This is a genomic window from Curtobacterium sp. B18 (assembly GCF_000333375.1).
In the GTDB taxonomy this organism is placed as follows: Bacteria; Actinomycetota; Actinomycetes; order Actinomycetales; family Microbacteriaceae; genus Curtobacterium.
Genome location: NZ_BACZ01000101.1, coordinates 1 through 15806 on the forward strand (window position 1 = coordinate 1; position 15806 = coordinate 15806).

Annotated in this window: 12 protein-coding genes and 3 pseudogenes; 10 read left to right on the plus strand and 5 right to left on the minus strand. The window is 71.8% G+C overall.

All coding sequences use genetic code 11. The annotated features are described in order from the left end of the window. A pseudogene (locus tag I5E_RS26180) lies at positions 1–630 on the plus strand (hypothetical protein); the annotation flags it as partial. A gap of 22 nt (positions 631–652) precedes the next feature. On the opposite strand, the gene I5E_RS02740 reads toward I5E_RS26180, so the two are convergent. Further along, the gene (locus I5E_RS02740) at positions 653–2143 is read right to left on the minus strand and encodes a xylulokinase (RefSeq protein ID WP_031261247.1); all 1491 of its coding nucleotides are present in this window, start codon (positions 2141–2143) and stop codon (positions 653–655) included. Positions 2144–2276: 133 nt separating this feature from the next. Between I5E_RS02740 and I5E_RS02745 the strand changes: the two genes are divergently transcribed. Genes I5E_RS02745 through I5E_RS02755 form a run of 3 tightly spaced genes read left to right on the plus strand, consistent with a single transcriptional unit; the run spans position 2277 to position 5168 of the window. Continuing rightward, positions 2277–3344: a LolA family protein gene (locus I5E_RS02745; RefSeq protein ID WP_031261248.1), complete on the plus strand. Its 1068-nt coding sequence runs from the start codon at positions 2277–2279 to the stop codon at positions 3342–3344. Beyond that, on the plus strand, positions 3341–4291 hold the full coding sequence (locus tag I5E_RS02750) for an ABC transporter ATP-binding protein (RefSeq protein ID WP_031261249.1): 951 nt from the start codon (positions 3341–3343) through the stop codon (positions 4289–4291). Before I5E_RS02745 ends, I5E_RS02750 begins: the two co-directional genes overlap by 4 nt. Beyond that, positions 4278–5168, plus strand: a complete 891-nt coding sequence (locus I5E_RS02755) for an ABC transporter permease (protein ID WP_022905639.1) — start codon at positions 4278–4280, stop codon at positions 5166–5168. Before I5E_RS02750 ends, I5E_RS02755 begins: the two co-directional genes overlap by 14 nt. A gap of 51 nt (positions 5169–5219) precedes the next feature. On the opposite strand, the gene I5E_RS02760 is transcribed toward I5E_RS02755, so the two are convergent. The 4 genes from I5E_RS02760 to I5E_RS02775 all read right to left on the minus strand — a co-directional run bounded on the left by I5E_RS02760 (position 5220) and on the right by I5E_RS02775 (position 9113). Next, positions 5220–6272: an NADP-dependent oxidoreductase gene (locus I5E_RS02760; protein ID WP_022905640.1), complete on the minus strand. Its 1053-nt coding sequence runs from the start codon at positions 6270–6272 to the stop codon at positions 5220–5222. Positions 6273–6375: 103 nt separating this feature from the next. After that, positions 6376–7290, minus strand: a complete 915-nt coding sequence (locus tag I5E_RS02765) for a metallophosphoesterase (RefSeq protein ID WP_022905641.1) — start codon at positions 7288–7290, stop codon at positions 6376–6378. Between the two features lie 63 nt (positions 7291–7353). Then, positions 7354–7695, minus strand: coding sequence for an L-rhamnose mutarotase (locus tag I5E_RS02770; protein ID WP_022905642.1), 342 nt, complete (start codon positions 7693–7695; stop codon positions 7354–7356). A gap of 56 nt (positions 7696–7751) precedes the next feature. Further along, positions 7752–9113, minus strand: coding sequence for an MFS transporter (locus tag I5E_RS02775; RefSeq protein ID WP_022905643.1), 1362 nt, complete (start codon positions 9111–9113; stop codon positions 7752–7754). A gap of 123 nt (positions 9114–9236) precedes the next feature. Here I5E_RS02775 and I5E_RS02780 point away from each other — a divergent pair, with 123 nt between their 5' ends. The 6 genes and pseudogenes from I5E_RS02780 to I5E_RS02810 all read left to right on the plus strand — a co-directional run. Further along, positions 9237–10247, plus strand: a complete 1011-nt coding sequence (locus tag I5E_RS02780) for a LacI family DNA-binding transcriptional regulator (RefSeq protein WP_022905644.1) — start codon at positions 9237–9239, stop codon at positions 10245–10247. Positions 10248–10424: 177 nt separating this feature from the next. Then, positions 10425–11519 (plus strand): LacI family DNA-binding transcriptional regulator, encoded by a 1095-nt coding sequence (locus tag I5E_RS02785; protein WP_042723527.1) that lies wholly within the window; start codon positions 10425–10427, stop codon positions 11517–11519. A gap of 946 nt (positions 11520–12465) precedes the next feature. Then, positions 12466–13791 carry an ABC transporter substrate-binding protein gene (locus I5E_RS02790; protein WP_031261261.1) on the plus strand — a complete coding sequence of 442 codons (1326 nt, stop codon included), beginning with the start codon at positions 12466–12468 and terminating at the stop codon, positions 13789–13791. Between the two features lie 80 nt (positions 13792–13871). Continuing rightward, a complete protein-coding gene (locus tag I5E_RS02795) occupies positions 13872–14726 on the plus strand; it encodes a carbohydrate ABC transporter permease (RefSeq protein WP_083857841.1) in 855 nt (284 codons plus the stop codon). A gap of 332 nt (positions 14727–15058) precedes the next feature. Beyond that, positions 15059–15385, plus strand: a pseudogene (locus tag I5E_RS26185) (ABC transporter permease subunit); the annotation flags it as partial. A gap of 86 nt (positions 15386–15471) precedes the next feature. After that, positions 15472–15806 (plus strand): annotated as a pseudogene (locus tag I5E_RS02810) (protein kinase domain-containing protein); the annotation flags it as partial.

Consider the following 15806-nt stretch of genomic DNA (forward strand, 5'->3'; position numbering starts at 1 on the left):
GCACACACCGAGCTCGCCGCGGCGAGCGCCGAGTCCGACCCGCGTGCGGCGGCGTGGCACCGCAGCTTCGTCGACGACGTCCCGGACGTGGTCGCGCTGCTCCGTGCGGCCCGCTCGTACGTGGTGGACGGCAACGCCCAGGCCGCGGTCGTGCTCACCGAGCGCGCACTGCACATCGGCTCGGGGCACGAGGACGAGCACGTCGCGCTCCTCGGTGTCGCCGAGGCGCTGCTCGCGAACCGCCTGCTCGGCTTCGCGGCACGGTACCTCGCCGCGATCCGGCCGTTCCGCTCGACCGCGGACGAGACCCGGCGGCTCCGGCTGTCGTACTCGGTGCAGTACCTCAGCGGTGACGCGGTGCACGCGGACGAGCTCCTCGTGCCGGTGGACCCGGAGAACCGAGCGCGGACACCGGCAGGCGACGACAAGGAGCTCGACGTCCGTGGGGCACACCTCGGTCCGCACACCTGGCCGGCGGCCATCAAGCTCCTCGAGTCGGAGACCCTGCCGATGTCGGAGATCTGCACGCACCAGTTCGCGCTGGAGGACTTCCAGGAAGCACTCGACCTGGTCGGCGACTCGGCCGGTGCGAGCGTCAAGGTCTCGATCATCCCGTCCCGACGGGCTTGAACGACCGACGCGGTCGGCCCGCTCAGGGGTGCTGTGCCGACCGCGTCGTCCGCTCCGCCAGCCGATGGACCACCGCGGCGGTGGCCTCGTACAGATCGCGGTAGTCCCGGTACCCCTCCTCGTACGCCCGGTGCGCATCCGGGTCCGGACGGATGACCTCGGACGGCGGGTTCCAGGTCGCGATGTCGACGTCCGCCACCAGGCCGGCCGCGAGGAACGCCGACCCGTACGACGCACCCACGGTCACGCTCGGCACGGTCTGGGGCAGCCCGGTGACGTCCGTGACGATCGTCGGCCAGAGCGCACCGCGCAGGCCCCCTCCCGCGCCGACGAGCTCCCGTACCTCGACGCCAGCGGCCTGGAGCGCCTCGAGGTTGTGCCGGACCGCGTACGCCGTGGCCTCGAGCGCCGCACGGTACAGGTCGCCCCGTGTGTGCCGCACGGTCAGACCGGCGACGACGCCGCGGGCGTGCGGGTCGGCGATCGGGGTCCGCTCCCCCGCGAAGTACGGCAGCATGAGCAGTCCGTTGGCGCCCGGCCCGGACACCGCGGCCTCGTCGAGCATCGTCGCCCAGTCACCGTCGACGAGCCGCCGCAACCAGTCGGTGATCGCCCCGGACGTCGCCGTACCGCCCGCCACACACGGCTGCCCCGGGTGCGTTCCGACCGTCGTCCACATCCCGGGCACCGCGATCGCCTCGGCCGTCGGCGCGATCATGAACATGGTGGTCCCGTACTGCAGGAACATGCGCCCGGGCACGGTCTCGCCGACGCTCACGCCCTCGGCCCATGCGTCGATCGCACCAGCGGTCACCGGGATGCCGGCCGGGAGGCCCGTGGCCGCGGCCGCCTCGGCCGTCACGACTCCGGCCCGGTCACCCGACCACACCAGGCGTGGCATCGAGAGCCCTGGCGCGAGCTGCTCGCACCACTCGGGGATCCAGCGGTTCTCGTGCACGTCGTACAGCGGCGTGGTCTGGCTCGCCGAGTGGTGGTCGAGCACGTACTCGCCGGTCAGCAGTCCGACCACGCGGGAGGACGGCATCGTGAACCGGGCGGCCCGTGACCACGTGGACGGCTCGTTCCGCGCCAGCCAGGCGAGCTTCACACCGGCCGCCTGGGTGCTCAGGGCGCTGCCGCACCGTGCCCGCACGACGTCGACGCCACCGAGCTCCGCCGTCACGCCGGGGAGCATGTCCGCAGTGCGCGTGTCCACGCCGTACAGGACTGCGGGCCGCAGCGGACGGTCGTCCTCGTCGGTCAGCAGGACGCACGGTCCGATCCCGCTCACGCCGACGGCCGCGACCTCGGCGTCGGGCACCGCAGCGAGCAGTTCGCGTGTCAGCGTCGTGGACTCCGTCCACCACGAGTCGCCGTCCATCTCGACGAGTCCCTGCTCCGGGCGGTCGACGTCGTGCCGTCGGCTCGCTTCGGCGAGGACCGTCCCGTCCAGCCGGGCGAGCAGTGCCTTCGTGCTCGACGTGCCGATGTCCAGTCCGAGCACCGCCCGCATGCCGTCTCCTTCGCCGTCGCGCACGGAACCGCGTCCGCGCACCGATTCTAGGGAGGTCGCAGCGCCCCCAGCGTTCTGTCGGTTGCCGGACGTACGGTGCTGCCGTCCCACACGAACCACCGAGGGGAAACCGATGAAGAAGTCAGCCTGGCTGCCCGCCGTCATCGCACCGGTCGTCGTCGCCGGCGCCGTCGCCGCACCGATGATCGCGAACGCGTCGAGCGACCCGGTCGCGGGGACGAACCCGAGCGCGGCGGACGTCATCGCCAGCATCGCGGGGTCCTCCGACGCGAAGTACTCCGGCAAGCTCGTGCAGACGAGCGACCTCGGGCTGCCCGAGCTCCCCACCGGGTCCGGCGGTTCCTCGCTCGAGGGCGACGCCTCGGACGCCCTCGGACTCCTGACCTCGTCGCACACCGCCCGCGTCTACGTCGACGGCGCGTCCAAGCAGCGCGTCCAGCTGACGCAGCAGCTCGCCGAGCAGGACCTCGTCCGGAACGGGACCGACGTCTGGACCTGGGACTCGAAGGAGCGCACGGCGACGCACGTCACCCTGCCGAAGGACGCCCAGGCGCCGCAGTCCGGCACGATGACGCCGGCCGACGTCGCGAAGCAGGCGATCGACGCGATCACGCCGAGCACCACCGTCTCGAAGCCGACCGAGGTCCGGGTCGCCGGGCACGACGCGTGGCAGATCACCCTCACGCCGAAGTCGTCCGGCACGCTCGTCGGGTCCGTCCGCCTGGCGGTCGACCAGCAGACCGGGCTGCCGCTCCGCGCCACGATCGCGGCGAAGGGCCAGAGCGACCCCGCCGTCGAGGTCGGCTTCACGAGCCTGCAGTACGGCGCACCGGCCGCGCGGCTGTTCGACTTCACGCCGCCGGCGAACGCGACCGTCGAGACGAAGGACCTCTCCGACGCCACGGCCCACGACGAGGGCGCGCAGCACCGGCACGGGCGTCCGGGCGACGAGCCGACGGTCACCGGCACGGGCTGGAGCGCCATCGCCGAGCTGCCGAAGGGCACGGTCGACGAGTCCGCGCTCGGTGCCGACCAGGCCGGTCTGCTCGACCAGCTGACCCGATCGGTCGACGGCGGCCGCGCGGTGCAGACCTCACTCGTGTCGGTCTACCTCACCGACGACGGCCGGGTCCTCGCGGGCGCGGTCCCGGTGTCGGCACTGGTCGCCGCAGCCGAGTGAGCACGTCCGACGCGGCCCTCGCCATCCGCACCACCGGGCTGGCGAAGGTCTTCCGCAGGCAGCGGGCGGTGGACGGGATCGACCTCGCCGTGCCGCGCGGTTCGGTGTTCGGCTTCCTCGGGCCGAACGGCTCCGGCAAGACGACGACGATCCGCATGCTCCTCGGCCTCTCGAGCGCGACGGACGGCACGATCGAGCTGCTCGGCCAACCGATGCCGAGGGCCCTGCACGACGTCCTGCCGCGGGTCGGCGCGCTCGTCGAGGGACCGGCGTTCTACCCGTACCTGTCCGGGCGCGCGAACCTGTTCCGGTTCGACGCGGCCGACCCCACGTCGGACCCGCGGACCCGGAAGGACCGCGTCGCGAGCGCACTCGACCGCGTCGGGCTCGCGCACGCCGCGGGCAAGAAGGCACACGCGTACTCGCTCGGCATGAAGCAGCGTCTCGGCCTCGCGAACGCGCTGCTCGCCCCGCGCGACCTGCTCGTGCTCGACGAGCCCACGAACGGCCTCGACCCGCAGGGCACGCGCGAGGTCCGGAACCTCATCCGGTCCCTCGCGGACGACGGCACGACGGTGTTCGTGTCGAGCCACCTGCTGGCCGAGATCGAGCAGGTCTGCACCCACGCCGCGGTGATGCGCACCGGGAAGATCGTCGCGCAGGGTCCGCTCGACGAACTCCGCGCCGCCGGAGCCCGGACGGTCACGGTCCGCACGCCGGACCTCGGGCAGGCCGGCACCGTGCTGATCCGCCTCGGCCTGACCCCGCGGCACGAGGGCGGAGCCGACGTCCTCGTCGCCGACCTGCCGCACGAGGTCCTGCCGGAGACCATCACGACCGAGCTCGTCCGCGCTGACGTCCGGGTCCGCGGGCTGACCGTCGGCGGCGGCACCCTCGAGGACCTGTTCGTCGCCCTCACCGGAGAGGGCTTCGATGTCGCTGCCTGACGCCGCCACCGTGTCCACCGCCGGGTCAGCGACCCCCGACGCGCGCGACACCCCGCGTCCCCGCCAGCGCCCGTTCGCGCTGCTCGGGTCCGAACTCGCCCTGGTCTTCCGACGCCGTCGCACCTGGGCGATGCTCGGGGCGCTCGCACTCGTGCCGATCCTCATCGCGGTCGCGGTCAGGATCACGACCGGGCGGGACTCGGGCGGTCCGGCGTTCCTCGGCGACATCACGAACAACGGACTGTTCGTGGCGTTCACGGCCCTGACCGTGTCGATCCCACTGTTCCTGCCGCTCACCGTGGGGGTCGTCGCGGGCGACACCGTCGCGGGCGAGGCGAGCCACGGCACCATCCGCTACCTGCTCGTGGCCCCGACCGGCCGGGTGCGCTTCATCCTCGTCAAGTACGTCGGCGCGGTGGCCTTCTGCCTCGCGGCGACGCTCCTCATCGTGGTGGTCGGCGCCGCGATCGGTGCCGTGCTGTTCCCGATCGGTCCGGTCACGCTGCTGTCGGGCACGCAGGTGGACGGCTGGTCCTACGCCGGACGCGCGCTGCTGCTGGCGCTGTACGTGACGCTGTCGATGCTCGGGTTGTCGGCGATCGGGCTCTTCGCGTCCACCCTGACCACCGTGCCCGTCGGCGCGATGGCGGCGACGGTCGTGCTCGCCGGCGCGTCCCAGGTGCTCGACCAGCTGCCGCAGCTCGACTGGCTGCACCCGTACCTGTTCTCGCACCAGTGGCTCGGCTTCGGGGACCTGCTGCGCGACCCGATCGCGTTCGACTCCTTCGGCTCGAACGCCCTGCTGCAGCTCGGCTACGTCGTGGTCTTCGGCGCGCTGGCGTACAGCCGCTTCGCCACGAAGGACGTCCTGAGCTGACGACGGCCGCGGCGCACTGCGCCGCGGCCGCTCCGCTCGTCGATGGCTGGGTCAGCTCGTGGAGCCGCCCGCCATGGTCTCCGTGTCGCTCCCCCGCGCGTCGGCGTACCGGTCGCGCAGGTCCCGGGCCTTCTCCGACCGGTACCAGTCCATCCGTGCGCCGGTCTCGACGGTCTGCATGCCGATGACCACCTTGCCGCGGGACTTCATCTCGGCGAGGTCCTCGTAGGCCTCGACGATGTACTCGAACGGGTAGAACCCCGAGATGAGCACCTGCACGCGTCGGTCCTGCACGGCCTTGGCCAGGAGCGTCAGGAGCTCGCGCGGCTCCTCGTCGTCGGCCGGGGCCCGCAGGAACCGGATCTCGATGTCACGTCGCGCCTCGGACGACACGAACCGCCCCGGTGCGACGCCGAGACGCTCCGCGAGCTCCTCGGCCCGACTCTCGCCGTGGTTGTCGATGAACGCCGTGATCGGACGGCCGTCGGCGATGGCGCGGATGCGCTCCTCCTCGCCCTCGCCGTACACGACGGGGAGGGTGCCGATCTGGCGCAGGTAGTCGTGGTTGCGCGCGCTGCCGAGCGAGATGACGGTGGCGCCGGCGTCGTGCGCGAGCTGGCACTCGATGTGTCCGACGCCGCCGGCCGCCGCGGTGATCACCACGGTGTCCTGGGGGCCGAGCTTCAGGCCGCGGACGACCGAGACCGCGGTGCAGCCGGCGAGGTAGAGGCCGCCGGCGACCTCCCACCCGACGTGCTCCGGCTTCTTGATGACGGCGCTGCGCGGGACGGCGAGCCAGGTGGCGTGCGACCCGCCGTTCGGCGCGTGCCCCATCACCTCGTCGCCGACGCGGAGGTCCTTGATCCCTTCACCGCGTGCCCGGACGATGCCGGCGAAGTCGACGCCCTGTCGTGCCGGGAAGTCGAGCTCGATGTGGTCGCGGAGCTTGCCCTCGCGGAGGAACCGCTCGATGTGGTTGAGCCCCGCCGCGACGATCTCGACGACGACCTCGCCGGGACCCGCGTCTGGTCGCTCCTGCGGGACGAGTTCGACGACGTCGAAGTCGCCGTACCGGTCGTACTGCACTGCGCTGCCGATCCGCATGGGTACTCCTTCACTCCAGGTGTGACACCTCTCCTACTCGGAGTTCCCGACTGCGACCCGAATGCGAGGTCGCTGGACGTCCCCCGTGCGTCGGCCGGTGCGCCTACCGCCCGGTGGACGCCTCGATGACACGCGTCACGGTGTCCGCGTCGAGCGCGAAGGCGAGCGGATCGGCGTCGGGCCGCGGCACCCGGATCGGCGTCGACCAGACGGACCCGTCCTCGGCGAGGTCGACGACGAGCGCGCCGGCGTCGACGTACGCCGACTCCTCCTCGTAGGGGCCGGTGACGTCGGTGTCGTTCGCGACGCCGGGGGCCACGAGCACCGGGACGCCCGCGAGGGACCCGGCGAAGTGGTGGTGGTAGTGCCCGGCGAGCACGACCCGGACGTCCGAGCCGCGGATCACGTCGGCGAGCGCCCCGGGGTTGCGGAGCCGCAGGGCGTCGTGCAGTGCGGTCGGTGCCGGCAGCGGCGGGTGGTGCAGGACGACGACGGTGCCGTGCGGAGCGTGGTCGCCGGCGAGGGCGGCGCGGAGTCGCTCGAGCGACGCCTCGGCGATCTCGCCGTACCCGGCGCCGGGGACACTCGTGTCCACGGTGACGATCCGGCGCCCGGCGACGAGGGACTGCCCGGCGACCGGCACGGTCGGCGGGTGGTGTTCCATCGTGTGCATGAGCGGCCGGCCGCCCTCGCCGAGGACGTGCCCGTTCGCGAGGACCTGGCGGAACCCCTCGCGGAGGTCGTGGTTGCCCGGCACGGTGACGAGCGCCGCACCGTGGCGCCCCGCCCAGCCGCCGACGCGTTCGACGACGGCGGCGTACGACTCCGGTGACCCGTCTCCGGAGACGTCGCCGGAGACCACCACGAGCCCGACCCCCGGGACGCCGTCGGCGCGTGCGAGCACCCCCTCGAGCGCGGCGGTCGTGTCGACGGACCCCTGGTGCAGGGTTCCGTCGCCCGTGAGGTGGGTGTCGGAGAGGTGGAGGACGCGGAGGGTCCCGGCTGCGGGCGGCTGCATGGCCCCACGCTAGCCACGGCGTCGATCAGGCGACTGGACGGTCCGTGGACGTTCGCGGAGCGTTCAGTCGGCGGCGGCCGCGAGCTGGTCCTCGAGGTTGAAGACCTCGGGCAGGACCCGCGCCGTCTGGTCCGCCCGACCGGTGGTGCCGTCGAACAGCTGCTGCATGTGCGCCTCCCACGCGGCCGCCACCTCGGACGCGGCGAGCGACGCGTCGGCATCGGCGACCGAGTCCGTCTCGTAGTAGCCGATGAGCAGGCCGTCGTCGTCGAGGAACAGCGAGTAGTTCCGCCGTCCCGCGGTCGCGATCGCCCGGAGCATCGCGGGCCAGACCGCGGCGTGCCGCTCGCGGTAGGCGTCGAGGTGCTCGGTCCCCACCTGCAGGCGGAAGCAGACGCGGGTCACGTGATCCGCGCCTCCAGGACCGTCCAGGAGGCGCGGATCACGCTGGGCCGCGTCGCTCACCGGCGCGTCCGCTCGGCTCGCGCACCCCGCAGCGCCTGCTGGCGCGCGGCGTGCTCCTCGGGGGTGCGGACCGTGCCGGTCGCGCTGGTGACGGTGCCGTACCGTTCGGCCTCGATCTCCTCGAGGGTCTTGCCCTGCGTCCTCGGCGCCCAGATCGTGCCGACCAGGAACGACAGCGCGAGCAGCCCGAGGATGAGCCCGCCGAGCGCGCGGAGCCCGATGTCGGCGAGCAGGAGCGGGAACCAGATGCTCAGCAGGCCGACCATGACGCGGGCGGCGAGGAACAGGACGCCCTGCGCACTCGCACGGTACCGGGTGGCGAACAGCTCGCTCGTCCAGAGGCCGTAGAACGCCTGCGCGCCGATGCCCGAGGAGATGCCCCAGGCGATCGCGAAGAACAGCAGTGTGCCGAGGGTCGCGGGGGCGTAGATGAGGACGGCCCAGGCGACGACCGCGAGCGCGGCGCCGATCGCGTAGAGCAGCCGACGGCTCATCCGGTCGGCGAAGCGCATGAAGCCGAAGTACGTCGCGGCGACGGTGCAGCCCCACACGAGGATCTGCAGCCCGTACTGCTCGGTGACGCTCGTCACGCCGGTGGCCGAGTAGACGCGTGGCTGGAAGATCCCGGCCTGTCCGGCGACGGTGTTCCAGAGCGCGTAGACGCCGAACAGGAACAGCATCGCGGTGAGGTTCCCGCGCCGGCTGAACAGCTGGCCGAAGCCGTGGAAGAAGTTCGCGGAGCCGGTGGCAGCACGCTCGTCCTTCCAGATCGTGGACTCGGGCAGGCCGCGTCGCAGCCACCACACGATCGCGGCGACGACGAACAGGTGCGCGAAGATCAGTCGGCTGCCGAGCAGTCCGAGCGGGGCCGCGGCGATGGCGAGGGCGAACCCGACCATCGGGCCGATCGACCACGCGAGCTGCGCCGTGCCGACGTGGGCGGCGCGCTTGTCGGCGGGCGCCTGCTCGGCGATGTAGGTCCAGCTCGCGGGGACTCCGGCGCCGACGGCGATGCCGTTGAGGATGAAACCGACGAGGAGCATCCCGTAGCTGCCGGCGAACACGGCGAGCAGGATGCCGAGCATGTAGAGCAGCAGGTCGTAGGTGTAGATGAACTTCCGGCCGTAGCGGTCGCACAGCGGGCCGCCGATGATCGCGCCGGCGGCCGCGCCGAACGCGTTCGCGGACAGGCTCGCGAGGAGCCCGACCTGCAGGTCGCCGACGTGGAACTGCGCCTGCCAGAGGCTGAGGCTCGTGGCGATCGCGATGATCGACCCGGACTCGATGTAGTTCGACATGGCGACCGAGATGGTCGCCTTCCAGCCCGTGGTGTTCCGGGCTCCGATACGGACCGCCATTGGTCCTCCGTTCGCGTGTTCGACTGTGAATCGTTTCAACGGTGCTGCGGAGACCGTACTCGCCGTTCGGCCGGAGGGCAAGTCGCTCCACCGGAACGCCCGCCCCGATGTCAGGATGACCCCATGGCAGTGAGCGTTCGGGACGTCGCAGCGCTCGCCGGTGTGTCCCTCGGCACCGTCTCGAACGTGCTCAACCGCCCCGACAAGGTCGCCCCCGGGACCGTCGAACGCGTGCAGTCCGCGATCGCCGAGCTCGGGTTCGTCCGCAACGACTCCGCGCGGCAGCTCCGGGCCGGCCGCAGTTCGACCGTCGGGCTCATCGTCCTCGACGGCGGCAACCCGTTCTTCACCGACGTCGCCCGCGGGGCCGAGGACGCGGCGATGCAGCGGGGCCTCGCGGTCCTCGTCGGCAACTCCGACGAGTCGGTCGACCGGGAACACACCTACGTCGAGCTGTTCGAGGAGCGTCGCGTCGCCGGACTCCTCATCTCCCCCGCTGGGGACGACCTCAGCCGGCTCGAACGGCTGCGCGACCAGGGCACCGCCGTGGTGCTCGTGGACCGCCGGGCCGACGACGAGCACTTCGCCTCGGTGTCGGTCGACGACGTCGCCGGGGGCCGCATCGCCGTCGAGCACCTCACCGCCATCGGGCGCCGCCGGATCGCCTTCGTCGGTGGCCCGTTCGGCATCCGGCAGGTCACCGACCGCCACACCGGCGCGGTCGCGGCCTCCGACGCGGCGGGTGCGGCACTCGAGGTGATCCCGACCACGTCGCTGTCCGTCCTCGAGGGCCGGCGCGTCGGCGAGGAGATCCAGGCCCGACCGGCCGCCGAACGTCCGGACGCGGTGTTCGCCGCGAACGACCTGCTCGCCGTCGGCCTCGAGCAGGCCTTCATCATGCGCGGGTCGATCCGGGTCCCGGAGGAGATCGCGATCGTCGGGTACGACGACATCGCCTTCGCCGAGGCCGCGGTCGTCCCGCTCACCTCGGTGCGGCAGCCGGCGCAGGACCTCGGCCGGAGGGCGATCGAGCTGCTCGTGGCCCAGGTCGACCAGGGGCAGGGCACGGACCAGCTGCACGTGGAGTTCACGCCCGAGCTCGTCGTGCGGCAGTCCACGGTCGTCGAGCGCTGAGGCGCGGGCGCGCGAGGTGCGGTCCGCGCGTGCGCGGTGCGCGGCCTGCGTCGACCGCGGTCGCGCTCGCGGATCCGGTGGTGCGCCGCGTCGGACGGGAGGCGCGGGTCGGCGCCGCACCGCGCCTCCCGTCCGACGGTGGCCGGGCCGGAACCCCGCTCCGCCTACGATCGGAGCATGGTGCATGTCCCCAGGCGCGACGGACCGCCGAGCGTGCACCACGTCGCCGCTCGGGCGGGCGTCTCGCTCGCGACGGTCTCGAACGTCCTGAACCACCCGGAGCGCGTGGCGGACGCGACGGCCGACCGCGTCCGGTCCGCGATCAGCGACCTCGGCTACACGCCGAACCGCAACGCCCGTGCGCTCGCGTCGGGGAGCAACCGGGCGATCGGCCTGGTGGTGACGTCGCTCCGGAACTCCCTGTTCACGGACATGGTCAGCGGCGCCCAGACCACCGCGCGGGCCCGGGGCAACACCCTGCTCGTGACGAACAGCGACAACGACCTGGAGGCGCAGGCCGAGCACCTCGCGTTCCTCGAGAGCACCAGGGTGTCCGGGATCCTGCTGGCGTCGATGACCGCGTCGAAGCAGCAGGTCGAGACCGTCCGGAAGCACGGGCTCCCCGTCGTGTACGTCAACTACGAACCCGCCGAGGTCGATGCCTGCTCGGTCATCGTCGACAACGAGCAGGCCGGCTACGTCGCCACGACGCACCTCATCGAGCAGGGGTGCCGGCGGATCGGGTTCGTGAGTGCGCGTCCGGACCTCCAGCCCGTGGCACGGCGTCGGCAGGGGCTGCTCCGGGCGATCGCGGAGCACCCGGGTGTCGAGCTCGTGGACGTCGACGCGGGCGACATCGACCCGCCGGGTGGCACGGACGCGGGGGCCCGGATCGCCGCGATGCCCGCCGACGCGCGGCCGGACGGGGTGCTCGGGGTGACCGACCTCCTCGCGATGGCCGTGGTGACGGAGCTGCGGGCGGCTGGACTCCGCGTGCCGGAGGACATCCCCGTGACCGGCTGCGACCACAACTCGATCGCATGGGGCGGCGCGGTCCCGCTCACCTCGGTGACGATGCACGGCTCCGAGATGGGCTCGGTCGCGGTCGACCTGCTGCTGGCCGAGCTCGACGAGGACCCGGCGGAGCACGTGCACCGGACGGTGGTGCTCGGGAGCGAGCTGGTCCCGCGGGAGAGCACGCTCGGGCGTGCGCGGGCCGCCGAGGTGGCCGCCCGGACGGCGCCGAGCGACCCCCGGCGCACCGAGGCCTGAGCGGCGGGCGCCGGGCGCCGGGCGGCCGCCGGCGCCGGGCGGCTGTCGCGGCCGTCGCGGCCGTCGCGGCCGTCGCGATCCCGAGTCTCGCGTGGGCGGACACCCTCGCGGGCCCGCAGCCGCGAAACAGTCCGCCGAGCCGAGTCTCGCGTAGCCACCCCGCGCGCGCGTTTCGCGCTGAGCGACACCTCACGCGCCGGCGACCCCGTGAAGTGTCGGCCAGCGCGAAACCCCGCGAGCCCCGCCCCTGGGCGGCCCCGGCGCACCCCGAGTCTCGCGTGGGCGGACACCCTCGCGGGTCCGCAGCCGCGAAACAGTCCGCCGAGCCGAGTCTCGCGCAGCCACTCCGCGCGCGCGTTTCGCGCTGAGCGACACCTCACGCGCCGGCGACCCCGTGAAGTGTCGGCCAGCGCGAAACCCCGCGAGCCCCGCCCCTGGGCGGCCCCGGCGCACCCCGAGTCTCGCGTGGGCGGACACCCTCGCGGGTCCGCAGCCGCGAAACAGTCCGCCGAGCCGAGTCTCGCGCAGCCACTCCGCGCACGCGTTTCGCGCTGAGCGACACCTCACGCGCCGGCGACCCCGTGAAGTGTCGGCCAGCGCGAAACTCCGCGAGCCCCACCATCGCGCAGCCCCGGCGCACCCGAGTCTCGCGTGGGCGGACACCCTCGCGGGCCCGCAGCCGCGAAACAGTCCGCCGAGCCGAGTCTCGCGCAGCCACTCCGCGCACGCCCGCCCGCCGGGGCCGGGCCGCGCCTCCTGGCCAACGCACCGGGCACGGGGTCCGTCCGTGCGTAACGAAACCGAATCGGTGATTGACACGCTTCAATCCGCATGGTTCCATTCCGATTGAAACGTTCTAAACAGCACCACCGGAAGCCGCACCGGCGCGGCGACCGGCACCGTTTCACCCGGGGTACCCCGCCCCGGCCTTACGAGGAGGTAAGGAATGTCAGCTCGTTCCCTGACCACCAGGTTGCTCGCCATCGGCGGCGCCACGGTCCTCATCGGCAGCCTGGCCGCCTGTTCGTCCGGCGGCTCAGCCGACACCGGCAGCAGCGGCGGCAAGGTGCAGATCAGCTACCTGGTCGACAACTCCACCGCCACCGCGGTGACCACCAAGGCACTCGTCGCGGCGTTCGAGAAGGCCAACCCGGACATCACCGTCAAGGTGGACACGAAGCCGCAGGGCACCGACGGCGACAACCTGGTCAAGACCCAGCTGTCGACCGGCGAGATGGACGACGTCTTCAACTACAACTCCGGCTCGCTGCTGCAGGCCCTGAACCCCGACAACACCCTCGTCGACCTGTCGAAGGAGAGCTGGGCGAAGGACGTCGACAAGCAGTTCGTCAAGGTCGTGAGCACCGACAAGGGCATGTACGGCGCCCCGTTCGGCACGAGCTTCGGCGGCGCCGTGATGTACAACAAGAAGGTCTACGAGGACCTCGGCCTGAGCGTCCCCACCACCTGGAACGAGTTCATCAGCAACAGCGAGAAGATCAAGGACGCCGGCAAGGTCGCCCCGATCATCCAGACCTACGGCGACACCTGGACGAGCCAGCTCTTCGTGCTCGGCGACTTCGCGAACATCACCGCGCAGCAGAGCAACTGGGCGACGCAGTACACGAAGAACAAGGAGTCCTACGCCAAGGAGCCGGCCCTCGCGGGCTTCGAGCACCTGGCCGAGGTACAGGACAAGGGCCTGGTCAACAAGGACTTCGCCTCCGCCACCCAGGCGAACGGTCTGAAGATGCTCGCCGAGGGCACCGGGGCGCAGTACCCGATGCTCACCAACGCCATCTCGACGCTGCAGCAGGACAACCCGGACGCCGTCGACGACATCGGCGCCTTCGCCCTCCCCGCGCAGAACGCCGACGACACGAACCTCACCATCTGGGAGCCGAACGGCCTCTACATCCCCAAGACGACCACGGGCGACAAGCTCGCGGCCGCGAAGAAGTTCGTCGCCTTCGCGAACTCGTCCGAGGGCTGCAAGGTGCAGAACGACACCGGCACCCCCGGTGGCCCGTACGTGATCTCCACCTGCACCCTGCCGAGCTCGGTGCCGCCGATGCTGAGCGACCTGCAGAAGTACATCGACGACGGCAAGGCCACGCCGGCGCTCGAGTTCCTCTCGCCGATCAAGGGCCCGAACCTCGAGAAGATCTGCGTGCAGGTCGGCTCCGGGATCTCCAGCGCGGCCGTCGGTGCGAAGCAGTACGACCAGGACGTCGTGCAGCAGGCGCAGCAGCTCGGACTGAAGGGCTGGTGACCGGCGTGACCGCGACGCTCACGACGGCGGTCGCCCCGCCCGAGACCACGAAGGCGGGCCCCGGACCGGCACGCCGACGCATGCGCTCGTTCTACCCGGCGTGGTTCTTCATCCCGGCGATCGCGCTGTACGTCGTGTTCTTCGCGGTCCCGACCTTCGCGGGGTTCTACTTCTCGCTCACCCGCTGGACGCTGTTCGACCAGACCTTCATCGGCTTCGACAACTTCGTCCGGTTCTTCCAGGACCCGCAGCTCGTCTCCGGGTTCGTGCACACGTTCGAGTACGGGTTCGTGACGAGCGCGGCGAAGGTGGTCCTCGGACTCGCCCTCGCCCTGCTCCTCACGAGCCCGGTGCTCGGGCGCGGCTACCTCCGAGCGGTGGTGTTCTTCCCCGTGCTGGTGTCGACCATCGGCATCGGCATCACGTTCAAGGCGCTGATGGACCCCTTCCACGGCATCATCAACGGCGCGCTCGGCGCGGTCGGCCTCCCCACCCCCGGGTGGCTGACCGACCCGGCCCTCGCCCTCTGGAGCGTCGCCGCGGTGGACGTCTGGAAGGGCGTCGGCATCGCCACGCTCATCTTCATCGCGGGCATCGTGGCGATCCCGCAGGAGTACTTCGAGGCCGCCCGGGTCGACGGCGCGAGCTCGTGGTCGATCTTCCGGAACATCACGCTGCCGCTGTCGCGTCCGGCGATGGGGACGGTCATCATCCTGTCGCTCATCGGCGGCCTGCGGTCGTTCGACCTCATCTGGGCGATGACCGGCGGCGGCCCCGGGTTCACGAGCGACGTCATCGCGAGTGTGATCTACAAGCAGTACCAGGCCGGGTTCTACGGGTTGTCGACCGCGGGCAACGTCGTGTTGTTCGTCGTCGTGACCGCGATCATGGTGCCCATCTCGTGGCTGCTCAACCGCAAGGAGGCGGACCTGTGACCGCGATCACCACCAGCCGGCGCACCGGCTCCGCACCGACCCCCGTCGCCCGCCGACGGAACCGCCAGACGACCCGCAAGTGGGTCATCGGCATCATCGCGATCGTCGTCAGCTTCGTCGTGTTCCTCGTGCCGTTCGTCTTCGTCTTCCTGCAGGCCGCGAAGAGCCCGGCCGAGGCGAACCAGCTCGGCTTCACGCTGCCGACCCAGTGGCAGCTGTGGCAGAACCTGCAGGCCGTGTTCGCCACCGGGGAGAGCGGGATCGTCCGGGCGTTCCTGAACAGTGCCGTCCTCACCGTCGGCAGCGTCGTCATCATGGTGGTCTTCTCCGCCATGGTCGGCTACGTGCTGCAGCGTCGTCCGAGCAGGTGGAACGGCGTGATCAGCTTCTTCGTGCTCGCCGGCCTCATCGTCCCGCCCGCGATCGTCCCGACGATCTGGGTCCTGCAGGGACTCAACCTGTTCAAGACGATGGGCGGGATGATCCTCATCGAGGCGACCTTCGGCCTGTCGTTCTGCATCCTGCTCTTCCGGGCCTTCGTCGCGACGATCCCGAAGGAGCTCGACGAGGCCGCGGTGCTCGACGGCGCCGGCCCGATCCGCCTGTTCTTCGGGGTCGTCCTGCCGCTGCTCAAGCCCGTCATCATCACGGTCGTGCTCGTGCAGTCGGTGGCGGTGTTCAACGACTTCGCCAACCCGCTGTACTTCCTGCCCGGCTCCGAGAACGCCACGGTGCAGCAGACCCTAAGATCATGCACGGCCACCTGGCGGACGACCAGGCCTTCCGGGAGCGCTTCATCCAGGAGGCCCGCTCCGCCGCCCGGCTCTCCCACCCGAACCTCGTCGGCGTGTACGACCAGGGCGCCGAGGACGACACGGCGTACATCGTCATGGAGTACATCCCGGGCATCACGCTCCGCGACCTCCTGCAGGAACACCACGCGCTCACGCCGGAGCAGGCGACCGACATCCTCCGGGCCGTCCTCGCCGGCCTCGCCTCGGCGCACCGTGCCGGCATCGTGCACCGCGACCTCAAGCCCGAGAACGTCCTGCTCGCCGACGACGGCCGCATCAAGCTCGG

Coding starts and splice junctions, on each gene's coding strand:
- I5E_RS02780 (WP_022905644.1), top strand. CDS start 9,237: ATGGCAGTGAGCGTTCGGGACGTCGCAGCGCTCGCCGGTGTGTCCCTC.
- I5E_RS02765 (WP_022905641.1), bottom strand. CDS start 7,290: ATGCAGCCGCCCGCAGCCGGGACCCTCCGCGTCCTCCACCTCTCCGAC.
- I5E_RS02775 (WP_022905643.1), bottom strand. CDS start 9,113: ATGGCGGTCCGTATCGGAGCCCGGAACACCACGGGCTGGAAGGCGACC.
- I5E_RS02790 (WP_031261261.1), top strand. CDS start 12,466: ATGTCAGCTCGTTCCCTGACCACCAGGTTGCTCGCCATCGGCGGCGCC.
- I5E_RS02740 (WP_031261247.1), bottom strand. CDS start 2,143: ATGCGGGCGGTGCTCGGACTGGACATCGGCACGTCGAGCACGAAGGCA.
- I5E_RS02755 (WP_022905639.1), top strand. CDS start 4,278: ATGTCGCTGCCTGACGCCGCCACCGTGTCCACCGCCGGGTCAGCGACC.
- I5E_RS02795 (WP_083857841.1), top strand. CDS start 13,872: ATGCGCTCGTTCTACCCGGCGTGGTTCTTCATCCCGGCGATCGCGCTG.
- I5E_RS02745 (WP_031261248.1), top strand. CDS start 2,277: ATGAAGAAGTCAGCCTGGCTGCCCGCCGTCATCGCACCGGTCGTCGTC.
- I5E_RS02760 (WP_022905640.1), bottom strand. CDS start 6,272: ATGCGGATCGGCAGCGCAGTGCAGTACGACCGGTACGGCGACTTCGAC.
- I5E_RS02785 (WP_042723527.1), top strand. CDS start 10,425: ATGGTGCATGTCCCCAGGCGCGACGGACCGCCGAGCGTGCACCACGTC.